This is a genomic window from Pseudoalteromonas sp. MMG012, assembly GCF_018100875.1.
GTDB lineage: Bacteria > Pseudomonadota > Gammaproteobacteria > Enterobacterales > Alteromonadaceae > Pseudoalteromonas > Pseudoalteromonas aurantia.
Genome location: NZ_JAGJEF010000020.1, coordinates 15,410 through 36,677 on the forward strand (window position 1 = coordinate 15,410; position 21,268 = coordinate 36,677).

Sequence of the window (21,268 nt, forward strand, 5' to 3'; positions counted from 1 at the left end):
GAAAAACTTAAGTTTCAATAAAAAATGCGTCAACCTCTCATGCGTGAGATATTAACGCATCATCACTGTTATCCCATCGCAACCAACACTTTACGGTCCCCTTTAAACGGTTTCCTGCCGTGTGCGACCAGCCAGTTATCAAGTAGTAGTACGTCTCCTGCAACCCAGTCAAATTTAACTTCTTCTTTGAGATATGCCAGACGGATCGCTTCCACTGTATCATCATCAATTGCACTCCCATCACCATAACTCGTAGAATATGGAAATTCAGCAAGCGATAAATCTTCTTCCATTCTCGCTTTAACATCTGGGCACAACGTATTTGTATGCCAAAACGAAATATGATTAAACCAAACATTTTCACCGCTTACAGGGTGAGCATGCACGGCCTTTCTCACTTGTTCGGTTACCACTTTACCTGCTGCTAATTGAGTGACTTTAAGATCTACTTTTTCTCCATAGGCCTTAATCTCTTCAATGTCATCCATCCCGAATGCTTTCTCAACGCTTGGGCCATATCCATTGCCATAGTTTCTGCGTAACAACCAGCCATCGCGTTTTTCGAATTCGGATGCAATCTCACTACCAATGCGATTAAGTACTTTACGAACATCAACTAACTGGGTTTGCCCCCCTTCATCAGGGGCATCTAAGCAAAAAAATGCTAATTTGTTAGGTGGTTCAGTAACATATGACAGCTCATTGTGTAAGGAGATCTCTTGGTCTGCTGGGAATTCTGTTGCCGTATACACACCTTTAGCGAGCTTAGTTCTCGGTGTTGCCCCCTCCACATATTTTGCTGTCTCTTTAATACCTTGGGCAACAAATGCCTGAAAGTCTGCTTCACTATGAATATTAAAACCTCTGAACAGTACAGCACCAAAGTCAGCTAAATCCTTTAATACCTGCTGCTCATTCTGATTGTACCATGTTGGTAAATCAACGTTAGGTACATGACATTTATATACGATTGGCAAGGTCGGCGACTCATCTAAAAAGACCCTAGAAACCACCGAACTCTTTGATGTTTTCGTTTCCGAACTTTTGTTTCGCCACTTGTTAAAACTCATGCTACGTTTCCTTCAATTGGGAATTGTTTTTTATTTTTCACAGGCTTAAATTTACGCTTAGCCGAACGTAACTTACTACGAGCATGTTGATCTAGCTGTGCTTTAACCATAGTTAACGTTAAACTTGACTGCTCACCCAATATCAACAGCTCAATCACTTTTTCTAATTTTGTAAGCTCTGTTTGATTAAATGTACTGCCGTTTAACGACCAAACACCACTCACTAATTGCGAATTTATATTCGTAATTAACAAACTGACTGGACATTTATTTACTGTCAAACCGCCGTGTGACTCTTTTATTAAGTTGTTCAAATTGAAATCTAATCGGTAGTCAAATATGTTTTTCAATGTCACTCGATGAAATTTATTATATTCCTGAGTTATCCATTTTTGATCTACAAAACCATTTTCCAAATCATGATGTAACTTATTCAATGTTTCAATCATATTAGTTTGCACAGTGCCACTGTTATCAAACTGATTAAAAATAAAACCAGACGACGAACCAGCTATCGGTAAGCCAGAAACAGTGCTTAACACACATGTACTTTCTAAATGAATTGCTAAGGCCATATTAAAAATAACTGAAAAAGCTGAGGCCATAGAAACATTATACTGACATGCTAATGTCTCTAATGCAATAGATACTTGTTTGTCTAATAAAAGATCACGCGTGAGCATTCCCTCTCCAACATGCTGACTTTTGCTAATAATATGTTCGGGAGTTGGAAAACTTTTAATCTCTTTTTGCCAAAAAGCAGATTGCTCACTCAGTCTCTTTTTATCAATTTTTCCATTGCTAAGCAATGGCATACGATCGACAACAACACAATTTTTAGGCAGTAAGTAAGTCGGCGATGCATCTTTAACCAATTTTTCGAGTCGACTAAGTTGCCCTTGTATATCGTCATTATTATTAATGAAACTTGCATACACAATATCTTCATACACAACAACTTGACGGACCGCTTTGTTTGATGACACTGCCGCTTCTAACTCTAGACTTTCACGAGTCACACTGTGGTCTTTATAATCAATAATCGATAATGTGCCATTGTTCAGCTGTCTAACCTGTAATTCACTATCATACCAGCCTTTACCTGATACGCCTGAAGTATAAAGATGCCCAACAGCGCCCTGTGGTACAGGTGCTGCATTTTTGTATAGAACTTTAGTCTGATCATTGTCGCAAATATGGCCTAAATTTATGGGCTCTCCAGTAACGACTTGTCCAGCACTAATGTAAGTCACCATGTCAACATTGAGTACCGTATTTACGGGGTAAAGTGCGCTCCACTGCCACACTAAGTTTTGGCACCCATGCTCAGCTACCACAGATACCTGTTCAAGACTATAATCATTGCGGCAGGGCAACTCAGCCAATAGCGAGGGTGTTAACGTCACATGGCTGATTTCTTTAGAGATTAATACATCTCTCAATGCATATTGATTATCATGTAGCACTAATTTGGCACCTGCCGTTAAACCACTGAGCCACTCTGTTACACACAGACTTGAGGAAGTGGGTAAAATCAGCAAAGAAGACTCATCAGTCAGGGCCATACTTTTTTGTTGTCTCAATATTTGCGCACATACCGAGCCATGGCTAACCTGAGTACCGTTACCACAGCCACTTTCAATGGCAGGATCCCCCTCACTCAAAATCACTTCACTAAAGTCTAAATCATCGTCGTCATATTCAACATAAAGAGACTCATCTATAATTAAACTCGTTTTATTGCATGCCTTAGCAAGCTTATTTGCATGAATCAACATGTTACCAGAGCGTAAACAACCATGCTGCTCTGACAGTGTTTCATACTGTTTTAGTTCATGATAAGCATACACCCCACCCGCTTTTAACACAGCTAACAATACCACATAGCATTGAATATTCTGCTCTAAACAGACATCAACCGTTTGACCGCTAATTAAGCCTTGGGCGATTAAGTATCTTGCTAATCGATTGGCTTTGCCGTTGAGCTGCTGATAACTGATCAATTCATCGTTATCTTGAATTGCAATTGCTTCCTGCTTCGAGTGCGCCACTTGCTCAAACAATTCATTCACTGAGTCTAAACCACTATTTAAATTCTGCTTATTCAAAGCTTTAACTTTAGGAGACAGTGCAATATGTTCAATATCCATATCCACGCTTTTTGATAACTGCTTTAAAACCAAATCAAAGCTTTCAGACAACCCTTTGATTGTTTGTATATCAAATAAGTCCGTCGAATAGGTTAAGTTAAGCCACATCCCCGCGTCATCTTCCTCCGCGACCATTTGAAGATCATATTTCGTTAGCGAGTTTTCACCCATAACCGGATAGGTATCCAAGTCAGCAAGCTCAAACTCTGATTGTTCCGTATTTTGCAATGTGAACATTATTTGAAATAACGGACTATGGCTAAGTTCTCTAGGGATTTTTAATTTATCTACCAATGAATCAAACGGAATATCCTGATTATCAAAGGCCGATAAGGTGTTTTGTCGATTTCTCGATAATAAAGAAGAGAAACTCTCACCTTCTTCCCACTGACTACGGTACATCATGCTATTGATAAAATAGCCAATCATTGGCGCGACTTGAGGATGAGCCCGACCTGCAATTGGACTCCCGATTACCACATCTCGAGTCTGACTCCAACGCCCAATCAACACAGAAAAAGCACTATACAACAACATAAACAAAGTTGACTGATTGGCTTTGGCTATCGACTTCAAATCATTCATCGTCTCATTACCAACAAACCATGAGTATGTGTCACCGGCAAATTTTTGATGCTGCGCTCTAGGCCGGTCAAATGGTAGGGAGTGACAATACGGCGCCCCTGCTAACATCTCCTTCCAAAAAACCAGCTGCTCGGAGATCTTTTCATCTGTATAATGGTTGCGTTGCCAATGTGCGTAATCACAATATTGAATATCAATCGGTGGCAAGGTGTTTGGCAGCTTTTTACAATAGCTATCATACAAGGTAATAAATTCACCAATCATAATCGCCTGAGACCATGCATCTGACGCTATATGATGAAGCGTAAACAACAACACATGGTCGTGATCAGCGCGTTTCAGCACTTTTGCCTTCAACATTAAATCAGATTGTAAATTGAAGACTTGGTTCATCTCTTTGGCAGACCACTGCTGTACTTGGGCTCTCTGATCCATTTCAGAGTATTCACTCAAGTCAATAAGTGGCAACTCCATATGCTGCAATGACTGCACCAATTGACGCACTTCACCTTCTTTCTCAATATATACCGTTCGCAGCACTTCATGCCGTTCGATTAATACATTCAATGCCCATTGTACTGCCGCTAAGTTAATCTCGCCTTTTAAGCCAAACGCAGCATGAATATTATATTGGCTACTTCCCCCTTCTAACTGATCTATAAACCAGAGTCCTTGCTGCGCAAAAGACAAAGGCAATACCGCTTTTTTATCAACCGGTATAATGCGTGTTTTATCTTGTGCTTGCTGCTTCTCCTGTTCTTGTTTTTGTAAATAAGAGCTAATTTCATTTTTATTATTTCTGATCAATGACTTTAAACTTTCTGGAAACTCGCCTTCCTCGCTAATATAAGCCAGCTGCGAACCTTTAAGATAAAGTACAATATTACAAGCTTCCGCATGTGCGATAATTTGTTGTGGTGAATTCATTAAAATGTTCCTTCTTCTACAGCTTTACCCGCTTCTAATAATTGCGCTTTCTTACTCTCAACTTGAGTATCCTCCAGCTCAATCGCCACTTTTTTAGCTAAGTGCTTAATCACTGGTTGTTCAAAAAATTCCGAGATAGATACAACAGACTCTCCGACTGAAAAAGTTTTCCTCACTTCACTAATTACGCGCGTCACAACTAAAGAGTCGCCTCCGAGGTCAAAAAAGTTATCTTCGATGCCTATTTGTTCAATACCCAAAACATCTTGCCAGATAGCAACCAACTTTTGCTCTATCTCGTTGCTTGGTTCAACATAATCACTGTCAAGTTCTGGTCGTTCATATAACGTTTGTTGTGACTCGCTAGGTGCCTTGTCAACCCACTGTTTTAAACGACTATCCAACGCACCAGTTGAGTGAACTAATTGCGGATAGTACGACATAGATAGCAACTGACTAAAAGCGGTCTCACCTTCTTCGGGAGTCATTGAAAAGCCGATATTATTCGCGGCTTCACCTGAAAAGTCCCAGCCATCCCAATTAACACTGATCCATCGCTCATCTTCTTCAATATGTTTGTTTTGTACAAACGCATCCATATAAATATTTGCAGCCGCATAAGCACTGAAACCCAATCCGCCGAGCACTGATGACAACGAAGACATCAGTAGGCAAAAATCGACATTTCGATTGCGCAATAACTTATCCAGTACCATAACACCCGCGACCTTTGAACTATATTGTTGTTCAAAGTCCTGCACCGTTGTTTCAACTAAAGCAGTCATTGACCCATGTAGCTGCCCTGCAGCATGAATAATACCGTTTACCTTGCCAAAATCACGTTCAACCGCATTGAATACTGCTTCCATTTGTGTCAATTCCGCTGAATCTGCAGCCATTACTGACACTTGAGCCCCTCTCGATTCTATCTGTTGAATCTGATTAATACGCTCACATACCTTTGATTCTGGTTGACTTTGTATTAAGCCCCTCCACTCACTCCGTTGCGGAAACTCCGAACGACCGACGAGCACTAATTTAGGGTTGCTTACCGTTTTACTAATATACCCCGCGAGCAGTAAACCTATGTTACCCAATCCACCGGTGATCAAATAAACGCCATTATCTTTAAGCGTATGTGCCGCTGGCGCATCAGCTGCAATGTGAGTTTGTTCATATTGCTTCTCCCAATACTGTGAGCCTCTCAATGCAGCCGTTGTACTGCGCTGTATGGACATAAGTTCAGTAGATAGCCTCTTACCTAAACGAGTCAAATATGTATCACCCCGATGTGGTTGCAGTTGGATATCAATATGACGACATGATAGATCAGGGTATTCTTGCGGCGCCACCTTACATAAACTGGTTATGGTTGCTTGTCCTGGGTTAATCAACTCCTCCCCTGTCACACTTTCAATCTCATTGGTAATACAATCCACCGCAATATCAGTACTCAGGTCAGCTTTAACAATTGCCTTCATAAAATATAAAGCACTTAAGGCCCCGCTTTGCTGCGTACTCCAAAAACTATCCATATCATCTGAAGGGTTCTGCGCACCAGACGATATGCTCGTTAGGTGTACTAAACGAGTCAGCGGAGTACGCGCATTCACAGCATCAAGTAATGTGTAATGTTCCGCCTCTTGGCTCATATCAAAAGTGTAATTGTTCTCACCAAGGTAACTGAATGTATCACCCGGATACGCGCATACCACCGTGTGACCAAGTGCGTGTAAATGTGCCGATAGCTGCTCTGCAACACCTTCAGTATCCATGATGAGCAGCCAAGATTTTAATGCTGTATCGAGCTGCATTTTTCCCTGTTTAACTGCCGCTTTTTGTTTCCATGTCGGCACTGACCACCACATATCTGAAGGTAGTTTGGCATTCGGATTGTTAACTCGGGTAGTTGGTAATACGCTTCCCGCTTCTATCCAATAACGTGTTTTTTCAAATGGGTAGGTAGGTAAAGGGACTCGACGTCCGCGCTGACCCAAATTGAATGCATCCCAATTAACATTAATACCATTACTCCACAGTTTGCCTATCGTATCTTGTAGGCTAACGACATCACAAGTCGATTCATTCGGATGTCGTGTCGTGGGTACGATGACATGTTCCCGCGCCTGCGCGCTCTTTCGCGCTAATGTAGATAAACTTCTACCAGGCCCAACTTCAATCATAACCTTCGCAGAACATAAATCTTCATCGTCAGACAAAATCGTCTCAATCCCATCCGCAAATAGCACTGTGCCTCTTAAGTGATTCGCCCAATAGTGTGGATCCTGAGCTTGCTCAGCCGTAATAAACTGACCCGTAAGGTTTGACACATAACGCATAACGGGTGCGTGCAACGTTACACCTTTAATCACTTGTAAGAATTCATCTAAAATGACATCCATCATTTTTGAATGAAATGCGTGCGAAGTATGTAATGGGCGATAGCTAATATTGCGCTCATCCAGTAGTTTCTCTAAATGTGTCAAATCTTCTTTGCTACCCGATGCAACACAGTTATTAGCAGAGTTTACTCCTGCCATACATGTGCCAGTCATAACCAACAGCGGACGTAAATGCTCCGCTGCCATCGATATGGATAACATGCTGCCTGGCGCAGCTTGTTGCATGAGCTGCCCTCTTGCACTCACCAACTTTAACGCATCATCAAGTGTAAACACACCTGCCAAGCACGCTGCAACATATTCCCCGATACTATGTCCTATCATCGCATCAGGCTCGATACCCCAAGACTGTAATAGCTTCGCCAAGCTATACTCGATTGTAAATAGCGCGGGTTGAGTGATATGCGTTTGATTTAAAAGTGTCTGCGCCATATCCGTGGTCACTGAACCATTCTCACTCGGATAAATAATCGCTTCTAGAGATTCTCCTGATAATAATGCTAAGTGCTGTGCACATTGGTCAAATTGTGCTTTAAACGTTGGCTCATTGATATAAAGTTGTTTCGCCATATCTACATATTGCGCCCCTTGTCCAGGGAACATAAATATAATTGAGCAGTTGTCACCTTCATTTTTCACAACCTTTGGATTGTCTTTTAATTGACTAATTGCATCCTCTATCGACTGACAAGACACGTGAGTACTGTATTCATACTGTGTTCTGCCAACCTGCAATGTGTATGCAATGTCGTGCATACTGACGCTACGCTCTGTTTGCTGCTCTAAATGATGGACTAAATTGTGACATGCCGTTTTGACTGCTGTAGGAGACTTTGCCGAAATAGGTATCAGCCAGGTATCTCGTGGCGAGGTACTCGGTGCTACCTCTGGGGCCTGCTCCATAATCACATGCGCATTTGTGCCTCCAATCCCAAAAGAGCTAATACCAGCACGTCTTACAGCATTCTCTTCACATTCCCACGCTTTCAAGTCCTTGTTAATATAAAAAGGTGTCTTCTCAAAATTTATCTGAGTATTACTTTGTGTAAAGTTAATGCTAGGTGGGATCAGCTTATTTTTCATTGCTTCAACCACTTTAATCATACCAGCAGTACCTGCAGCAACATCTAAGTGACCAATATTCGCCTTTACTGACCCCAATGCACAATAACTTTTCTGTTGTGTTTTATAGGCCTTTTGCAAAGCCTTAACTTCAATAGGGTCCCCTATTTTAGTCCCGGTTCCATGCGCTTCAAGATACTGAATTGACTCTGCATCAACATTGGCATTGTCCATCGCCTTTTTAATTACCGCCGTTTGTCCCGAAATGCTCGGCGCCATATAGCCGACTTTCTGAGCCGCATCATTATTTACCGCGGTTCCTTTGATCACAGCATGAATCGTATCCTGATCTGCCAGTGCTTTATCTAAGCGTTTCAGTAAAAGTACGCATCCACCACTGCCACCGCGAGTACCCGATGCATTCACATCAAAAGGTCGACAATGCCCATCAGATGAATTTACGCCCCCTTCAACATAAGAGTAACCATCTGGTTTTAATGACGCTAAGCGCGCACCACCAGCCAACGCCATATCACACTCATTAAGCAGTAAGCTATTACATGCTTGATGCACATTAACCAGTGAAGAGGAGCAAGCTGATAATACATTTAAGCTCGGCCCCGTTAAGTTCAATTTATATGACAATTTTGTGGCTAAGAAGCCTGCACTCGTGCTAGAAACAAGGCTCTGCGCAGCTCCACCAACTACATCTGGGTTGGAAATTAGATTCTCGATTAAATAGGCACTGTCCGTCACACCAACAAAGACACCCACATCCTTCGGCTGTGACCTATCTCCATACCCTGAGTGTTCTAACGCATCAGAAGCAACTTCAAGCATAAGTCGGTGTTGCGGATCTAATAACTCAGCCTCTCGTGGTGTAAAATCAAAATATTTCGCATCAAAGTCGGCAATGTTATCTAACACGTCCATCGATTTCACGTAGTGTGGATCTTGAAGTACGAGAGGGTCAACGTCCGCAGCCTTTAATTCTTCATCACTGAAAAACTGTATTGATTCTTCCCCTGAGCGAATATTTTCCCAAAATTTATCGACATTATCTGCCCCTGGGAACCGCCCTGCCATACCAATCACAGCTATATCGGTATTACCTAACTCAACTGTTCTTGCTGATTTAGGCGGTAACGCTTCCTCTTCTGCTGCGCAATCATCTGATAAGAACTGCGATAAACTGTGTATCGTTGGATATTCAAATATATCAGTGAGCTCAACTTCTAAGTCCAAGCGTTCCTGTATGACTTTTTGCAAAGTAATACTCAATAAAGAGTTACCACCCATTTCAAAGAAATTACTACTCGTTGACACTTTTTCTAGCTCTAGTAATTCACACCAAATAGCCATTAGCGTTTTTTCTATGTCATTTTTAGCGCTAACAAAAACCTCATTACGCACAACATCCCCTGGATGTGGCAATGCATTTTTATCCATTTTACCATTGGCAGTTAAAGGCCATCCATCTACCAAGATAATGAAGCTCGGTACCATATAATCTGGGAGCTGTTTTCCTAATGTCATTTTAATGTCAGCAACCAATATTTCCCGCTGATCTGTTTTTGTATCGTGCTGTGCTTTAACATAGCCCACTAATTGCTGTGAACCTGCTACTTTATGTGTTGTGACAAGTGCTGAATTCACCAGTGCTAATTTTTCTAATTGTGCTTCAACCTCGCCAAGCTCGATTCTAAATCCACGGACTTTCACCTGATCGTCTGAACGGCCTATAAATTCAAGGTTGCCGTCTGGCAAATAGCGTACTAAATCCCCCGTTTTATATAAATAAGTTGAACTGTTTGTGGTGTTTTCATCGTAAAACGGGTTCGTAATGAAGCGTTCGGCTGTCAAATCAGGGCGGTTTAGATAACCACGTGCTAATCCATTTCCGCCAATATGAAGTTCACCGATACCACCATATGGCACCAGCATATTATTGTGCATGACAAATAGTGATTTACCTGGCAGAGCTTTACCAATACTGACATCATCACGGCAGTTGAGCGATGCAACCGTACTCCACACCGTCGCTTCCGTTGGACCATATTCGTTAAACAACACAACTTGTTGATTAGCAAATTTTTGGTAATGCTTTTCAACCACATTCTTTGAACAACTTTCCCCAGCAACAATTGCCCCTTTCAATGCTGGTAGTGTGGTACTGTCGACTTCATTAAGTATCAAGTCATAGAAGCTCGGCACCATCAATAAATGGCTGATTTCATGCGCTTTTAATTGGTTCACAATATATGAGGTATCACCCTTGCTATGTGTGCTCAGTAAACATAGCTTTGCACCGCCACATAAAGTGGAAAAAATACCTGCAACTGAACTATCAAACGACATCGAAGAAATCAGCAAAAAGCTCGTGAACTCAGTGTATGTTTCATATCGGCATTCCGTCGAATAGACCAGTGACTCATGTTCAATCATGACGCCTTTAGGCTGACCTGTTGAACCTGACGTGTAAATAACATATGCCAGATTAGATGCGGTTAAATTTATCGTGCTTGGTAACATGTTTTCTTTCGAGTATTGCGTGAATACATGCGTAACGTGAGCAGCTGCAACTTCTCCCAAATTATCCAATGGTACAATCGTCCCTTGGAAATCGGATAACACATCCTGCACTTGAGATTGACACAATACTAAGTTTAACTGGGCGTCTTCCAACATGTAATTCAGACGGGATTGAGGATAGTCAGGATCTAACGGCACATAAGCACCACCAGCTTTTAAAATTCCCAGAATACCAATGACCATTTCAACCGAGCGTTCAGCACATAAACCAATGAAAGTGTCAGGTGTTATACTATGATTAGCGTGGATATAATGCGCCAATTGATTCGCTTTTTCGTTCAATTGTTTATACGTTAATTGCTGGTCCTCAAACACAACAGCAATATTATCTGGGTTCTCTTGCGCCTGGTGCTCAAACAATTCATGAATACATTTACCTGTTGAGTAGTTCATTTCATTGTCATTTAAATCATGTATCAAATGGCGCGTTTGCGCTGCTGATAACATAGGCACTGTCTGTGGTGATTGAGTTGATGGAGTTTGGCTCAACCCTGTTAATAAAGTACACAGATGCTCATTCAACTCTTTAATATGTTGCTCTGTAAATAAGCTAACATCATATGTCCATCGCAGCCCAACGCCCTCATCACTGATATTTAAGTCAATATCGAGGTCAAATTTGACCTGAATAAGATCAGATGCATTGGCGCTTAACTCCACATTAGGCAATTGAAATGAATCAATGCCATTTTCACCATCGATACCATAGCTGGTACTCGTGGTCATCATTATCTGAAACAGCGGATTATACGCTTTACTTCTTGGGACTTTAATGTGATCGATCAATTGCTCAAAAGGCACGTCCTGATTTGATTGTGCATCTAGGTGCACCTGCTTAATGTGTGAAAAGAAGTCAGTCAATGAGTTATGTTCCGTACTCGCCCTGAGTACTAACGTATTAACAAAGAAGCCAATCAAAGGCTCTAATTGTGTTTGCAACCTATTGGCTACTGGCGTGCCGATCACAATATCATGGGTATTACTATGGCGAGATAGTAATAAAGAGAGTGCACCATGCAATAGCATGAATGGCGTCAACTGATAGTCTTGAGCGACAGACATAAGCTGCTTTGCAATATGACTCGGTAATGTACCTCTTACCACCGATGCCGCTTGCTGCTTATTAACTGGACGAGCATGATCAAGCGGTAATGAATGAACCGCAGGCACCTCATCTAGTTGCTTTTCCCAATACCCTAACTGCTTTTCTAGCACCTCTCCCTCTAGGTATTCACGCTGCCACTGAGCATAATCGGCATATTGAATGTCAAGCGCTGATAATGGGTTATCTTGATTTAAATAGTAAGCATGATACAGCGTCAAAAACTCTTTTGTTAACACTTCTACTGACCAGCCATCTGAAGCAATATGGTGCATATTAAATAGTAATACCCCGGATTGCTCTGTTTTCTTCAAATAACAGACTCGCAGCATTAAGTCACTTTCAAGATCGAATGGTGTCGTAATATCTGCGTCAATAAGTGCTTGTATCGCGTGGTCTTGAGTCTCATCCGTGAGATGGGTTAAATCTTCTTGCTGAATACTAAAATTCGCCTCAGCCATATTCTGAACTTGCTGTAATATTTGTCCGTCTTCTTTAAGGTATACAGTACGTAGCACTTCGTGTCGTTCGATAATGGTACTAAACACAGCATTTAACAGCGTGCTATCAAGCGCTCCTTTAACATCGAAAGCCATTGGCATATTATATTCTGGCGACCCACTTTGCAGGTTATCAATAAACCACAAGCGTTGCTGAGCAAATGACACCTTTGCTTTGCCAGTCGGTCGGTCAAACGCCTTGATCTGGTCACCCTCAGTTTGTTCACTGTACATCTCAGCCAATTGAATAAGGTAATCAACCAAAATTGCCTTGTTATTTTTGATTAAATCACGCAGCTCACTGGTGATAGCCCCTTTTGGCGCTTTTGCTTTAAGTTGATTATTATCGTCTAAATAAAGATCAATATCCGACATCGCTAATGTATTAATTATATTTTTTGCATTCATTTTAAAACTCGACCTCTTCCATTTCACTTTCAACACGTTGCGTTAAACGTTCTTTTAATTGCTGTTTTGTTATTATCACATCACACAGCTGCGCCAATTCTTTTATATAAGGTGTGTCATACAGTACTTTTAAATCTAACGACAAGCCGAATTCGCTTTGAATATGACTAAATAGTCGAACCATCAACAGTGAATGGCCTCCTAAGTCAAAAAAGCTTGCTGTCGTGCTAATTTTACTCATCTCTAAGTTAAGTAACTCTGCCCAAATCGCGACAAGCGCTTTCTCAGTGTCTGTTTCTGGTGCCGTATATATACCTTCGTGTGCACTCCCTTGTGGTTCGGGTAGCGCTTTTTTATCTACTTTACCATTGGGTGTTAATGGCCACTCATCCACAATCACAATTGCATTCGGCACCATATAATCTGGTAAACGTTGCATCAACGCAGACTTAATCTGGGAGGCATAATCATCAGTTAACGCATCCCCCTGCATATGGCTATGCAGTTTTACATACCCACTCAATAGCGGTTGCCCATCCACGTATTGCATCATTGCGAAAGCTGAATCAACCCACTCTAATTGCGCAAGCTGTGCTTCAACTTCACCGATTTCGATTCTAAAACCACGTATTTTCACTTGATCATCTGCTCGACAAATAAATTCTAAATTGCCATCTGATATATATCGAACCATATCCCCACTTCGATAAATACGTTCCGATTTGCCAGATTCAGTTGTAAAAGTGGTGAACTTTTCTTCAGTCAAATCTGCGCGATTCAGATAACCTCGTGTCACCCCATCACCCGCAATGCATAATTCACCTATAACACCGAGAGGTGCTTGAATGCCGTTATTAAGCACGTAGAGCTGAGTATTATTTATTGGCCGACCTATTAATACACTCGCACTACACTGTGCCAAATCACGTACATCACTGACGGAATAAGTTGTACAACCAACCACCGTTTCCGTTGGTCCATATTCATTAATATATGTCGCATTTGGTAGGCATTCACCTTGCCATTTGTTTACTATTGCTGTTGTTAGCTGTTCACCACCAATCACAATGCTATGTGCATGCAGACATGGTGTCTCATTGGTGAAAAATGGGAATAAACCATCTAAATGCGTTGGCGTTATTTTAAACATCCAACTATCGCCTTGCTCAAATAGGTACCAAGATAACAACTCGAAGGTACGCAGCATGTCCTCAGGCAAAACCACCAGCTCTTTACCCGATACTAACGGTGTTAGTAAACTTGTCACCGTTGCATCAAAGCTCAGTGGAGAGCTCACTACAGCCCCTTTATGCTCCGGTTGCCAATATTTCTTCGCATGACATAAATAATTAACAACACCTCGATGCTCAACTAATACACCTTTTGGTTTGCCAGTTGACCCTGATGTATAAATAACATACGCCAAGTGGTTTGACGTTAACGCTTGGGCTTTGCGATTCAAATTGTTGACTGGTAAATGGCCAAATATTGAATTTGCGCTAGCCTGTGCGGTACACAAATCATCAATTTCAATCACTTGTGCGCTAAACTCTCGGTGAAGCGCGCTAAAAGCCGATTGAGTCAATATCAAATGGACATCAGCATCCTCAACCATAAACTTTAATCGTTCTAACGGATAACTTGGATCAAGCGGCACATACGCCCCACCCGCTTTTAAGATAGCCAACACCCCAACCACCATTTCCAATGATCGTTCGACACTCAGTCCAATCAGAGTGTCGGGTGTAACTTGATAATCTGTGACTAAAGCATGTGCCAATTGATTGGCTTTTTCATTCAACTCATTATAAGTAAATTCAATGCCCTCAAACACCACTGCAATATGGCTAGGGTTGGCTCTCACTTGTTCTTCAAACAATTCATGGATACACATATCTTTTGCGTAATCACTGTGCGTCTCATTCAGCGTATGTGTCAGATGTTCCACTTCATTTTCCGGTAAAATCGATATTGCAGTTAGAGGCACATTTTGCTCAGCTTCTAAGCTCAGTAATAGACCATTCAGTGCATGTGTAAAATAGTCATGCAACTTTTCAGCACTGGTACCATTGGCTGTTTGAATTGAAATATTAAAGCCACCAGATGCATCATAGTCATCAATATTAATGAATACAGCATAGTTATTTCTTTCTTGTGCCCCTAATATGTTGCATCCACTAATGATCTCATTCTCGCCTTGCATTTCATGAGAATGACGATAGTTTAAGACTGAGTTAAATAACCCTGAACCTAAAGGCGTTAGGTTAAGTACAGACGATAATGGCGTTTGCTCAACTTCAATCAGTTCCTGCAGGTTGACCGAAACTTGTTCCACAACGTCTTTAACATTTCGCCCCGCAACTGATACTCGAAGTGGCAGAGTATTAATGGCCATGCCCATTGTTCTTTGGCTGCTAGCATAATTGTTTAGCCTACCGGACAATACCGTACCAAACGCAATATCAGTGTTATTCGTACATTGCGATGCCACTAAAGACCAAGCCGTATGCAAAATCGATGAAACATTTTGCCCAATACGCTTTGATACATTACGCAGCATGGTGGCTGTAGAAGGTTTTACATTTTTACTGAACGTTTGTTCGTCACCCTCTATTTTTGAACTAAATAACTCTGTCTTATCTTCTAAACCTGCCAGTTTATCTTGGAAATACGTCACCCCTTGGTTTTCACTGTTTTTCATCTTTGCATAGGCAACAATGTTCCGATATGGGGTGGGCGATAGCAGCGGTTCACTTTGTTGCCCCATAATCGCGGTTAACTCTTCAACTAAAATATCTAAACCGATATGATCAATGATTAAATGATGGTGCTCAACCAGTACGATATATTCCGCTTTTTCCTCACATTTACCCACTTGCAACTTAAGAAGTGGCCCATCATGCAAACATATCCGTGATTCACGGTAGTGCTCTAATTGCGCGCGACCGGCTTCAATCGAGCCATATGCATCCAAGGTTCGATGCGTAATAGCGATTTCACACTCTTTCATCACCACTTGAGTCGGTTCAGGTAAGCCTTCCCAGAAAAAGACCGTTCTCAGTGTGTCATGCCGGTTTACCAGTACATTCATTGCATTGAAGAATCTTTCCAATACCTCTTTATTGCTAAGCTGCAGGGTAAATGATGAAAGGTATAAGTCCTCTTCCTTGTCCATAATATGGTGGAAAAGCATCCCCTCTTGCAAAGGACTAAGTGAATAAATATCACTGATGTTGCTCACGCCACCTGGGATTTTAGTGATCAATTGAGTAAGCTGCGATTCAGTGAACTCAACCATATTCAACTGTTCAACTGTAATAGACCCTTCAGATGGCTCTATAATATTTTTTGGTGGAACAAAACTATCAACGAGTTCATCATCGTGTCGTACTTTTCCCGCTAATGCATGCAAAGAGATCGGTAACAAAATATCGCTTATACTTAAGAAGTATCCCACTTCTTTCAGTTTTGATTGAATTTTTAATGCCAATAACGAATGGCCGCCTAATTCATAAAAGCCATTTGTCACACTGACATTATGGGCCTCTAACTTTAACTCGCTTGCAATGATATTCACCAATGCATGCTCAATGTTATTCTCGGGTGCTTGATAAGTCATAACTGATAAATGACTATCTGCTGATGGTAGAGTTTTTTTATCTATTTTACCATTGGGTGTTAGTGGCCACTCACTGACAACTATGATGGCAGTAGGCACCATGTAATCTGGGAGCTTTGCACTAAGCTCTGTTTTAATCTGAAGAGCAAGATCTTGTTGTCCCGCTATATCAAGCTTTTCCTTAGATTTTACATAACCAACTAATTGCGCGCTTTGTGCAATGGTATGTGCCATAACATATGCTGAGTCAACAAAGTTCGACAACGACAACTGTGCTTCGATTTCACCCAGTTCAATCCTAAAGCCCCGTATTTTAACTTGGTCATCTGCTCGTCCCACAAATTCAATATTACCATCAGGTAAATAGCGGACAAGATCTCCAGTCCGGTAAAGACGCTTAACACTCTTAATATTACTAGCATCATAATATGGATTTTCAATGAAGCGTTCATGTGTCAAGTCATGATGATTTAAGTAACCACGCGCTAAACTGTCACCCCCGATGTGTAAATCACCAATACTACCAAACGGTACTAACTCACCTTCATCACTCAAAACCAGCACAGTATTGTGGTTCAATGGGCGTCCAATTGGTGTCGCCCCATTATGTTCACTCAAATCACATGTCGTTGCATATACAATGGCTTCTGTTGGACCATAAACATGCATTAAGCTGATGTCAGGGTGATGAGCTTTAAACGTCTCAACGAGACGAGGATCACTTCTTTCCCCTCCAAATAAAACTTGTTTAATGTGCGTGCCAGATAACACCTGATTCTCTGCTAGTAAGTTAAATAAAGCGGTTGTCGTGAAAAAGTTCTCAATTTCATCTTTTTGAATCTGCAGTTTAAACCGCTCAACATCCAACACCAGATCTTGAGGGTATATGTGTAACTCAGCCGACGAAGTAAGACTGTAAAATAAATCATAAACAAAGCCGTCAAATGCATACGACGATAAGCTGGCAACCTTGCTGGAAAGCGCTTTATCCACATAAATTGGCGAAGATAGAAAAGCAACCACAGCTTGATGCTCAACCATCACCCCTTTAGGGTGACCGGTTGAACCTGATGTATAAATGACATATGCAAGGTTACTTGAATTTAAAGTGCCGGTACCTAAATCACTTTTACTACAATGACTACAAAAAGACTCATCGGTACTGCCCAAATTATCTATGGTAATATTGACGCCGGTAAAGTTAGATAATGCATTATGTGTATGTGATTGGCTCAAGATAAATTGCAAAGCCGTATCTTCACACATGTAGCTTAGGCGCTCTTGAGGATAACTCGGATCTAGAGGTACATATGCACCACCCGCTTTTAAAATGGCAAAAATACCAATAACCATTTCCAGAGAACGCTCAACACATAAACCAATCAAGGTGTCTGGTTTCACATGATGATGCTCTACTAAATAATGTGCTAACTGGTTCGATTTCTCATTCAGTTGTCGATAAGTTAAACGTTGCCCCTCAAACACAAGTGCCGTTTTATCTGGTGTTGCGTCTACTTGAGATTCAAACAACTCATGAATACAGTCTGTTTTAGGGTATTCTTTTACTGTGTTATTCAGATCATATATTAAGTGATGTACTTCACCCTCTGATAGCACTGCTATCTGCGATAACGGCGCTTTCGTTGATTCAATATCTACCAATCCTTGTAACATGGTGACAAAATGATTAGCGATACCTACTATAAAACCATTATCATACAAAGTGTTTGCGTAGTGCCACTGACAAATCACTTCACCATTATTTTCAATACAATTTAAATGTAATTCTAGATCCGTCTTTTGATGGGCGGGCTCTATAATGTCTATAGCCATGTTACCTAAAGTCGTTACACTCGATTCAAACGCCGAGTAAGTGAACATAACTTGTGTCATTAACTCAGCCGATAGAGAGGCTGCATTTACAATATCGTTAAGAGGCAGGTCTTTATGTTCCATGACTTCACTCAACATGTCTTGGTAACGCTTTATACTGTCACCAAAAGACTCTTGGCCATCTACTTGAAATCTAATTGGCAACGTATTGACAAAGTAACCTACCAATGACTGCAATGGTGCATCATCACGATTCGCCACTGGCGTGCCGATAAGCACGTCTTGTTGCTGGCTATATCTTGCTAACAAAATACTAAAAGCAAACTGAAACAATGTATACATGGTCATATTATGCTTACCACACATTTTTTTCAGTTCGGCCACCAACATTTTATCAACCGGAACTTGCACTGTTTCTGCAATCAATGACGTATTATCCGTCTTAGTCGCATTGCTGAGGTTTAATGACTCACATACATCACTTAAATATGTGGACCAAAATGCGCGATCAATGTCCGCTGCGTTGTGGTTAAGGTAATAATTTTGCCATTGACTAAAATGCCCATACTCATGCTGTAAACTTGGTAAACTGTATGTTTTTTCAGACTCCAGCGCACTATAAATAACATTCAGTTCTTGGTTAATGAGTTCTAATGACCACCCATCTGTTGCAATATGATGGCATTTAATGAATAGGTAATGCTCCGTATCGCCTTTACTGGCAACATGTGCTTTAAGCATCACATCTGATGCCAGATCAAATTCATGAGCTTGGAAATTAGCAATCAGCGTATCTAACGCTGCTTGGCCATTGCTATTTGTATGAATCACACTAGATTCAACAGCAAATGAATAATCGTCCAAACATACTGACGCTATCACGCCATCTGTTTCTTGGTAAGTCGTTCGCAATTGTTTATGACGGTGAATAAGCACCGCAAAAGCCTCATTTAATGCTTTAAAATCCAACCGACCGTCCAGGCGCAAAATACGGAAAAAGCAATAAGGTTGACCAGACGTGACCTGATCTAACAGCCACATCTGACGCTGACCTTTTGAAATAATAGTGCCATCATCAACGGGCTGAGAGAACATTACAGATTTTTCATTTTGTAATTCTAGTCCCGACAATATTTCTATGATCTTTGACTTATTTTCCTTAATGAAATTTACTTGCTCTAGTTGCAAGACATCTTTTGGTGCATTGACTTTCAACTGGTTGTTATCAACGCTCAACATCACTTGATTATTCAGACAATAATCTAAAAAGGTACTAATATTCATAACTAAATTGCTCTTCTTTTTTTAGGCGGTAGCTAAGCTAGGTAAATGTGTCGGCTCACTTTGGCGTATCGCGTATTGCTCAACTTCTTTCACCGCGCCTGATTCCATTTTTATGACCTTATCGGCACAATCGAAGTACCTATCATCATGTGTGATGGCGACGACCAGCTTTCCTGCTGTTCTCAGCTCTGGCAGCACCTCGGTATAAAAGAAATCTTTAAACTCAGGGTCTTGATCCGCAGCCCATTCATCAAAAATATAAATATCTTTGTCTTCCATCAAAGCCACAAGTAAAGCTAAGCGACGTCTTTGACCATCAGACAGTTTAGTGGTTGTGAATATATTACCAATGAGCTCAGTTTTTCCGGTCAGTTTAAACATATCCAAGTAGCGTTTTACTTTATCTTGGTCAATATCATCTGTGGGTATATAGAGCTTCTTAAATAAATGATAATTCGAAAAAATAACCCCAACACGCTCTCTTACTGCCATCAAATTCGTTTCTGTTACCGCGGTGTCATCAAATTGCACACTGCCTTGTGTTGGACGATAATGGAATGAAATAAGCTTACTTAATGTTGATTTTCCTGAACCATTACCACCGACAATAAAGTAAATATGACCTTTTTCGAACTCCAAACTAATGGGTTTAATTGCAAAAGTTTCTTCTAATTCATCTGACTTATATTGATATTGTACATTTGAGAGAGATAGCTTTTGCCATTCATCTTTAACCGCACCAGCCTCATTTAAACTATAAACCTCTGGCTCAAGCGTTTGTAATTGATGAATTCGCTCTAATGACACTTGTGCAATTTTTAGTGTTTGCATCATCGATAATATGCCTGCAATTGGCCCTGTAATATACAGCAATGCCATTACCACTCCGAAAGCGCTTGTGTCTGAACTTAATAAATCACTTGGTAAAAGAAATACCACTCCCCCAATGACAAAAAAACAAATCATCTCACTGGCATTGCCTGCTAAATGGATAACCGCGTCACCTTTCTTTTCTTTATTTGTCGAACTACTCAATGGTGCTGCAATCTCTTCCGCCAGAAACTTTCTGCCTTTGCTATGACTTAACTTCATTTCATAAGCACCAAAAATAAGTCCTCTGATACCTTCTTGTAAGATGTCTTTATCTTCACGAGAGCGAGTGTAGAGCCCTTTTGCAAATAACACTGGCAATTGAAATAACAACACACCAAATACTATCGCCACGCAAATAAAAGCAAACACTTGCAAATTTAGATAGGCTAAGTAAGTGAGCATACCTAGCACTGTCACAAAGGAGACGATCATCATAGGTATCGCCACGGCTGCATCTGTAATACGATTGACATCGTCAACGACGATCGTCAGTATTTTTGAAAAACCGATACGCTCAACGGTATCAACACCAAGCGCTTGTATTCGCTCTGCAACTTTTAACTTTAAATCGGCAGACGCAGACTTTGCAATATTATTCACAAATATTACCGATGTCACTTTCGTCAATAATATCGCAGCAACAAATGCAAAAAAGCCAGTGGAACCATCTTCCAAAATAACATACCCAGACACTTCAAGCTGTCCGTTTTCTAGTCCACTCAAAATAAAAGGAATAATCAAACTATAGAGTGCGCCCGATAACATCCCAAGGACCACGGCAAATATCAGTTGTCGCGGAGAAAAGTTATATAGCAACCTACTAAGTGAAGTTAGCTCTTTATTTTTATTCATTGTTTTGTG

Annotated in this window: 5 protein-coding genes; all 5 read right to left on the minus strand. The window is 40.9% G+C overall.

All coding sequences use genetic code 11. The features are described 5' to 3' along the window. Positions 1 to 68: 68 nt before the first annotated feature. Genes J8L97_RS09205 through J8L97_RS09225 form a run of 5 tightly spaced genes read right to left on the minus strand, consistent with a single transcriptional unit; the run spans position 69 to position 21,259 of the window. Positions 69 to 1,070 (minus strand): TauD/TfdA family dioxygenase, encoded by a 1,002-nt coding sequence (locus J8L97_RS09205; RefSeq protein ID WP_211048974.1) that lies wholly within the window; start codon positions 1,068 to 1,070, stop codon positions 69 to 71. Further along, positions 1,067 to 4,732, minus strand: coding sequence for a condensation domain-containing protein (locus J8L97_RS09210; protein ID WP_211048976.1), 3,666 nt, complete (start codon positions 4,730 to 4,732; stop codon positions 1,067 to 1,069). The genes J8L97_RS09205 and J8L97_RS09210 overlap by 4 nt, the downstream gene beginning before the upstream one ends. Next, positions 4,732 to 12,798: a non-ribosomal peptide synthetase/type I polyketide synthase gene (locus J8L97_RS09215; RefSeq protein ID WP_211048978.1), complete on the minus strand. Its 8,067-nt coding sequence runs from the start codon at positions 12,796 to 12,798 to the stop codon at positions 4,732 to 4,734. The genes J8L97_RS09210 and J8L97_RS09215 overlap by 1 nt, the downstream gene beginning before the upstream one ends. A gap of 1 nt (position 12,799) precedes the next feature. Then, a complete protein-coding gene (locus J8L97_RS09220; protein ID WP_211048980.1) occupies positions 12,800 to 19,534 on the minus strand; it encodes a non-ribosomal peptide synthetase in 6,735 nt (2,244 codons plus the stop codon). Between the two features lie 21 nt (positions 19,535 to 19,555). Then, positions 19,556 to 21,259, minus strand: coding sequence for a cyclic peptide export ABC transporter (locus J8L97_RS09225; RefSeq protein ID WP_211048982.1), 1,704 nt, complete (start codon positions 21,257 to 21,259; stop codon positions 19,556 to 19,558). Positions 21,260 to 21,268: the final 9 nt, after the last annotated feature.